Source organism: Streptomyces sp. CBMA123, assembly GCF_014596465.1.
Lineage (GTDB): Bacteria > Actinomycetota > Actinomycetes > Streptomycetales > Streptomycetaceae > Kitasatospora.
Map to the genome: position 1 here is coordinate 23,283 of NZ_MECK01000005.1, position 6,520 is coordinate 29,802.

Genomic DNA, 6,520 nt, shown 5'->3' on the forward strand with positions numbered 1-6,520 from the left:
GTGGGGGAGCGGGGCGGGGTCAAACGAATGAGGCGCGCCAAGGCAACGAGGCCCGTACGGGGCGGAGCGGAGCCGTGGGGCGATGGGCTACTGTCCCTGCGGTGAAGAAGATACGACAGCTGTCCGCCCGTCGGGTCCGGCGGACCGAGCGGTCACGGGCTGGTGGGGCGGCTGCCCGGCTCGGCTGGCTCGACGCACTGCGCGGCGTGGCCGCGCTGATGGTGGCGATGCACCACTTCGGCATCCTCGAACTGCTGCCGTTCGGCGGGGCGGTGTGGGCGCACTTCGACCTCGGCCTGTACGGGGTCATGGTGTTCTTCCTGGTCAGCGGCTACATCATCCCCGCTTCGCTGGAACGCCGGGGTGACGTGCGGGCGTTCTGGGTGGGACGCGTCTTCCGGATCTACCCGGCGCTGATCGCCGCCTACGTGGTGGCCATCCTGATGCTGCCGGCGGGGGACGGCTCGGTCGCGCTGTTCCGTACCGGGCACGACCTGATCTCGCTGACGGCCAACGCCACCATGCTCCAGGACATGCTGAACGTGGTGAACGGCATGGGCGTCGCCTGGACGCTGACCTACGAGATGGTCTTCTACTTCCTGGTCACCGGTCTGTTCACGCTGGGCTGGCACAAGCGCAGCAGCGTGTTCGCGGTCGGGTTCGCCGCGGTGGGCCTGGTGTTCGGCGGCACGCTGGCCGCCGATGTCTTCGGCCACGACGTGGGTTCCACCCGGCACCTGGTGTTGGCGGCGGCCCTGATCGTGCTGATGGGCTTCGTCTGCATGCTGAGCGGCAACCCGGCGCTGACCCGGCTGGGGGCCCTGCTGCTGGGCGGCCTGGGTACCGTCCTGCTGTTCACCAACAGCCGGGCACCCGTCTTCGAAACGCTGATGATCTTCGCCACGATGTTCGCCGGCACCGTGCTTTACCGGGCCGAGCACGGGCAGATCGATCGGATGCAGGCCTGGCTTGTCTGCGGCTTCGTGGTGGTCTCCGGTGTCGCCATCGGATGGATGTACAACCGCAACGGCATGGAACAGGGCACCTGGACGTCGGGTTGGGTCGCGTGGTGCGTGTCCTACGCCGGGGCCTGGGCGACCTTCCTCGGTGCGATGGCGCTGCGCAAGCGGCGCTTCCCCAAGGTGCTGACCTGGCTCGGCGCGGTGAGCTTCTCGCTGTACCTGCTGCACGTCCACGTGCTGCACACGATCGGCCCCCTGGTCGGCGTGCCGCCGCGGCCCACCGCGACCGGGGCCAAGGTGCTCTGGGGGGCCGAGTTCCTGACCGTGGCGCTGGTGGCCTCCTACCTGCTGTACCGGCTGGTGGAACTTCCGTTCCAGAAGCTCGGCCGGAAGGCGCTGAGGACGCTCGAACGGGTCCTGCCGGCCCCGTCCGCGGCACCGGTCCAGGGCGTACCGGTCCAGGGCGTACCGGCTCAGGAAGTTCCGGCCGAGCCGGAGGCCGCCGCCGTCACACGGTGACGGTGGCGCGGAAGAGGGTGCCGGCGGTGCCGGAGAGCCTGGTCGGGGTGCCGGTGGCCGGGAGGAAGGCGGACTGGCCGCGGGCGAGGTCCAGCACCGCGCCGTCGGCGGCGGTGAGCCGTACGGCGCCCTCGGTGCAGAGCAGGATCTGCGGGGTGCGGCCGTCGATCTCGCGCTCGACGCCCGCCAGCTCGAAGCGGGAGAGCCGGAACTCGTCGATCGGGACGGGGTAGAGCTGCTCGCCGGGGGTGGACTCGACCGGGACGGGGTGCACCACCTCGGGCGCGCCGGGCTCGAAGAGCACCACCTCGAGCAGTTCCGGCACGTCGATGTGCTTGGGGGTGAGGCCGGCCCGCAGCACGTTGTCCGAGTTGGCCTGCAGCTCCACGCAGACCCCGGACAGGTAGGCGTGCGGCACCCCGGCGCCCAGGTAGAGCGCCTCGCCGGCCCGCAGCCGGACGTGGTTGAGCAGCATGCCGGCGATCACGCCGCGGTCGTCCGGGAAGTCCTTGGCGATCTCGGCGTACGGGGCGTGCTCGCCGTCCGGGTCCGTCCCGGCCAGCGCGGCGACGGTGTCCCGGACGGCCCGCCCGGCGGTCTCGTCGTCCATGGTGAGCAGGGTGGCCAGGGCGTCGCGCAGGGCCCGGGCCTCGGCCTCGGCGTCCCCGGCGTCCGCGACCGACAGCAGCGCGATCAGCGGGTCCAGTCCGGGCACCCCGAGGGCGGCCATCAGCGCGGCCGCCGCGGCGGGCCGGCGGAAGCCGCACAGGCCCTCGAACTCGCCCAGCGCGCAGACCATTTCGGGCTTGTGGTTGGCGTCGCGGTAGCTGCGCCCCGGGGCGTCCAGCGGGATGCCGAGGGCGTTCTCGGCGGCGAAGCCGGCCCGGGCCTGGTCCAGCGTGGGGTGGGCCTGGATGGACAGCGGGATGCCCGCGGCGAGCACCTTGAACAGGAACGGCAGGCCGGGGCCGAAGCGGGCCACGCTCGCCGCGCCGAGTTCGCCCTCGGGGTCGGCCGCGATCAGCTCGTCCAGCCGCCTCGGGCCCTCGCCGCGGTCGGCGCGCGACGGGTCGCCGGGGTGGGCGCCCATCCACAGCTCGGCCTGCGGTTCACCGGTCGGTTCCTGCCCCAGCAGCTCGGGCAGGGCCGTGAGCGACCCCCAGGCGTACGGGCGGACGGTGTTGACGAGCCTGTCCATGCGCGCGGTCCTACTCCTTCGCTGACGGGGCGGCCCCGGACGTCCCGGGCCCGGAGTGCCGGGGCGGGCACGGGCAAGGGCATCGACCCTAGCCGACCCGGGTCGCCCGCGGGGAAACGGTGGGCATCCGATGGGAGTGCCGTGGTCCGACCGGTGGTTCCCGGGCGCGGTAGTAGAATGCCAGGACGCAGTAGTCCCCGCCCCCCGCAGAATTCTCCACCGCGGTCATCCCGTCGGCGGGCTGCCGGCGGGGCCGCGTTCCAGAGTGCGGGCGACGGTGTTCTGATACTCCCCGCCATCGGCCGAGAGGTTTGTACGTGACCGTGAACCAGCAGAGTTTTGCTGATCTCGGCAGGGTCCTGGTGATCATCCCGACCTACAACGAGGCGGAGAACGTCGAGCGGATCGTCGGCCGGGTCCGGGCCTCGGTGCCCGAGGCCCATGTGCTGGTCGCCGACGACAACAGCCCCGACGGCACCGGCGAGCTGGCCGACAAGCTGGCCGCCGAGGACCAGAACGTGCACGTCCTGCACCGCAAGGGCAAGGAGGGCCTGGGCGCCGCCTACCTCGCGGGCTTCCGCTGGGGCATCGACGACGGCTACGACGTCCTGGTCGAGATGGACGCGGACGGCTCGCACCAGCCCGAGGAGCTGGACCGGCTGCTGAGCGCGCTGCGCGGCGCCGACCTGGTGCTCGGCTCGCGCTGGGTGCCGGGCGGCCGGGTGGTCAACTGGCCGAAGTCGCGGCTGCTGCTCTCGCGCGGCGGCTCGACCTACTCGCGGCTGATGCTGGGCGTGCCGATCCGGGACGTCACCGGTGGCTACCGGGCCTTCCGCAAGGAGACCCTGCTGGGCCTGGGCATGGACGAGGTGGCCTCGGCCGGGTACTGCTTCCAGGTCGACCTGGCCTGGCGCACGGTGAAGGCGGGCTTCAAGGTCGCCGAGGTGCCGATCACCTTCGTCGAGCGCGAGCTCGGCGCCTCCAAGATGAGCCGCGGCATCGTGCTCGAGGCGCTCTGGCGGGTGACCTCCTGGGGCGTCGCCGACCGGGTGGCCCGGCTGCGCGGCGGTGCCGCGAAGCGCTGAGTCCTTCCACGAAGGGCCCGTCCGCCGTTTCGGCGGACGGGCCCTTCTTCGTGTTCGGGCGCTGGTGTCCCGGTGCCCGCGTCCCGGTGACCCGGCTGGTCAGCAGCCGCCCTTGAGGGCGCTCTCCGGCAGGTAGCGGTCGGCCCAGACAGCCAGTTCGGTGAGGGCCGGCTTCAGCGCGACGCCGCCCTCGGTGAGCCGGTACCTGACCCGCAGCGGGGGGCCGGGGTCGACCTCGCGGACGACCAGTCCGGCCTCGGCCAGTTCGGTGAGCCGGTCGGAGAGCATCCGCTCGCTGATGCCCGGGACGGAGCGGCGCAGCTCGGAGAAGTAGGCCGGGCCGCCGTTGTTGAGCACGCCCAGCAGCAGGCCGGTCCAGCGCTTGCCGAGCAGGATGAACACCCGGTTGAGGGCCAGCTTGACGTCGGGGCAGCCGCCGTTGCCCTGGGGGGCGCACGCGTCGACGGCGGTCGGGACTGCGTCGCTGACTACCTCGTGCTCGGCCATGGGTCCAGCCTACTCGACCGGCCACTAGTGACTATAGAAAAGTAAGCTGCTACGTTAATTGCAGCTGCGGCGGAAACAGCAGCTACTAATCCTCTGGAGGCCTGCCATGCCCACGCTCCTGCACATCGACTCCTCGGCGCTCACCGACGGCTCCGTCTCCCGCGAGGTCACAGCCGCGTTCCGGGACGCCTGGCAGGCCCAGCACCCCGACGGCACGGTGATCCACCGCGACCTCGCCGCCGACCCGATCCCGCACCTGGAGGCCACCGGCATCACCGCCGGATTCCTCCCGGCCGAGGCGCGCACCGCCGAGCAGGCCGCCGCCTTCGCGCTGCGCGAGCAGCTGATGACCGAGCTGGAGTCCGTCGACGCGGTGCTGATCGGCGCCCCGATGTACAACTTCACGATCCCGTCGACCCTCAAGGCCTGGCTGGACCAGGTGATCCTGATGGGCCGCACCGCCGGCGACGAGCCCTCCGCCAAGGGCACCCCGGTCACCGTCGTCGCCTCCCGCGGCGGCTCGTACGGGCCGGGCGCCCCGCGCGAGCCGTACGAGTTCGTCACCACCTACCTGGAGAAGGTGCTGGGCGGCGGGCTCGGGCTGGAGGTCGACTTCATCGTCCCGGAGCTCACCATGGCCGCGGTCGTCCCGGCGCTGGCCGACTTCGTCCCGCAGGCCGCCGCCTCCAAGGCGCGGGCCCTGGAGCAGGCCGCCCTCCGTGGCAAGGAGACCACCGCCCGGGCCACGGTGTGACCCGCGCCGGAAGGCGCGCCCCCACGGGCGCGCCTTCCGCGCGATCGGCCGCCGGTACTCCCATGCTGTAGGGCGCAAGGAGTCCGACCGCCGAACCAGAGGGAGCAGCCCGTGACGTCGTCCCCGCCCGAGGAGAGCGCCGGCGCGGAACGGGCCGACGCCGGGCCCGTCGCGGCGGAGGCCGCCGACGACGCCGAACGGCCCGCCCGCCCGCTGGAGGTCGCCGTCTTCACCGGGCCCGAGTCGGCCTTCTTCACCACCTCCGCGCTGATCCTCGGCGAGCGGACCGCGATCCTGGTCGACGCCCAGCTCACCCGCAGCGCCGGGCGGGAACTGGCCGAGTGGGTCGCGGGCAAGGGCCGCCGGCTGCTCGCCATCGTGATCACCCACCAGCACCCGGACCACTACTTCGGCGCCGAGGAGGTGCTGAAGCTCTTCCCGGACGCCCAGCTGCTGGCCGCCCCGGCGGTGGTCGAGGGCATCCGGCGGACCGTCGCGGCCAAGGTCGCCCAGTGGAAGCCGGTCTACGGCGACGACATCCCCGACCGCCCGCTGATCCCCGCCCCGCTGCTGCCGCAGCCGCTGATGCTCGACCGCCAGGTGATCCCGGTGCTGCTGCTCGGCCAGGCCGACTGCGGGGAGTCCACCGTCGTCCACGTGCCCAGCATCCGGACCGTGATCGCCGGGGACTTCGCCTGCAACGGCACCCACGTGTGGACCGCCGACACCACCCCGGCCCAGCGCACCACCTGGGGCCACAACCTCGGCCGGATCGCCGACCTCGGCGTGGACCGGGTCATCGCCGGGCACCGCGCCCCCGAGCAGGGCGACGACGCGGCCCGGGTGCTCGCCTTCACCGGGGCGTACCTGAAGGACTTCGACCGGCTGCTGGCCGAGCACCCGGACGACCCGGAGGCGCTGGTCACCGCGATGAACGAGCGGTACGGGGAGCTGACCCTGCCGTCCTTCCTGGACCTGGGCGCGGCCGCCAACACCGCCCGGGGGCCGTCCGTGCCGGCTTCCGAGCCCGCGTCCGAGCCCGGATCCGAGCCCGCGTCCGAGCCGGCGTCCGGTTCCGCTGCGGCTTCCGGCGAGACGGAGGACGGGGCCGGGGCCCAGGAGTAGGGCGGGATACTGGCCGCATGGCGACGCTCTACGACGTGATCGTTCCGGCCGGCGGCTCGGCCCGGCGGCTCGGTGGGGCCGACAAACCCGGCCTGACCGTGGGGGAGACCACCCTGCTGGACCGGGTGCTCGCCGCCTGCGCCGGCGCCCGGACCACCGTCGTGGTCGGCCCCGCCCGGCCGACCGCACGCGCGGGCGTCCGGTGGACCAGGGAACAGCCGCCCGGCGGCGGGCCGGTCGCCGCCGTCGCGGCCGGGCTCGACCTGGTCACCGCGGACCTCGTACTGCTGCTCGCCGCCGACCTGCCCTTCCTGGACCGGCGGACGGTGGACCGGCTGGCCACCGCCCTCGACCGGGCCGGGCCGTCCGT

General features: G+C 73.1%; 7 protein-coding genes. 5 read left to right on the top strand and 2 right to left on the bottom strand.

Features of this window, described 5'->3' with window-relative positions; translation table 11 throughout:
* Positions 1 to 101: 101 nt before the first annotated feature.
* Complete coding sequence (locus BG452_RS02290) at positions 102 to 1,481, top strand: acyltransferase family protein (protein ID WP_188302424.1); 1,380 nt, start codon at positions 102 to 104, stop codon at positions 1,479 to 1,481.
* Here the strand turns inward: BG452_RS02290 and manA are convergent.
* Positions 1,471 to 2,679 (bottom strand): mannose-6-phosphate isomerase, class I, encoded by a 1,209-nt coding sequence (gene manA / locus BG452_RS02295; protein WP_188302425.1) that lies wholly within the window; start codon positions 2,677 to 2,679, stop codon positions 1,471 to 1,473. The genes BG452_RS02290 and manA overlap by 11 nt on opposite strands.
* Positions 2,680 to 3,002: 323 nt before the next feature.
* Between manA and BG452_RS02300 the strand changes: the two genes are divergently transcribed.
* Complete coding sequence (locus BG452_RS02300; protein ID WP_317620866.1) at positions 3,003 to 3,764, top strand: polyprenol monophosphomannose synthase; 762 nt, start codon at positions 3,003 to 3,005, stop codon at positions 3,762 to 3,764.
* A gap of 99 nt (positions 3,765 to 3,863) precedes the next feature.
* Here BG452_RS02300 and BG452_RS02305 read toward each other — a convergent pair whose 3' ends face one another.
* On the bottom strand, positions 3,864 to 4,271 hold the full coding sequence (locus BG452_RS02305; RefSeq protein WP_188302426.1) for a winged helix-turn-helix transcriptional regulator: 408 nt from the start codon (positions 4,269 to 4,271) through the stop codon (positions 3,864 to 3,866).
* A gap of 106 nt (positions 4,272 to 4,377) precedes the next feature.
* Between BG452_RS02305 and BG452_RS02310 the strand changes: the two genes are divergently transcribed.
* From BG452_RS02310 to BG452_RS02320, 3 genes are all read left to right on the top strand, one after another.
* A complete protein-coding gene (locus BG452_RS02310; RefSeq protein WP_188302427.1) occupies positions 4,378 to 5,025 on the top strand; it encodes an FMN-dependent NADH-azoreductase in 648 nt (215 codons plus the stop codon).
* Between the two features lie 111 nt (positions 5,026 to 5,136).
* The gene (locus BG452_RS02315; RefSeq protein WP_188302428.1) at positions 5,137 to 6,150 is read left to right on the top strand and encodes an MBL fold metallo-hydrolase; all 1,014 of its coding nucleotides are present in this window, start codon (positions 5,137 to 5,139) and stop codon (positions 6,148 to 6,150) included.
* A 17-nt stretch (positions 6,151 to 6,167) separates the two neighbouring features.
* Positions 6,168 to 6,520, top strand: a 353-nt coding sequence (locus tag BG452_RS02320) for a molybdenum cofactor guanylyltransferase (RefSeq protein ID WP_188302429.1), incomplete at its 3' end; no start/stop codon positions are given.

What these genes read in the sequence shown, in the direction of transcription:
- manA (WP_188302425.1), bottom strand. Translation starts at nt 2,679, where the DNA reads ATGGACAGGCTCGTCAACACCGTCCGCCCGTACGCCTGGGGGTCGCTC.
- BG452_RS02305 (WP_188302426.1), bottom strand. Translation starts at nt 4,271, where the DNA reads ATGGCCGAGCACGAGGTAGTCAGCGACGCAGTCCCGACCGCCGTCGAC.
- BG452_RS02310 (WP_188302427.1), top strand. Translation starts at nt 4,378, where the DNA reads ATGCCCACGCTCCTGCACATCGACTCCTCGGCGCTCACCGACGGCTCC.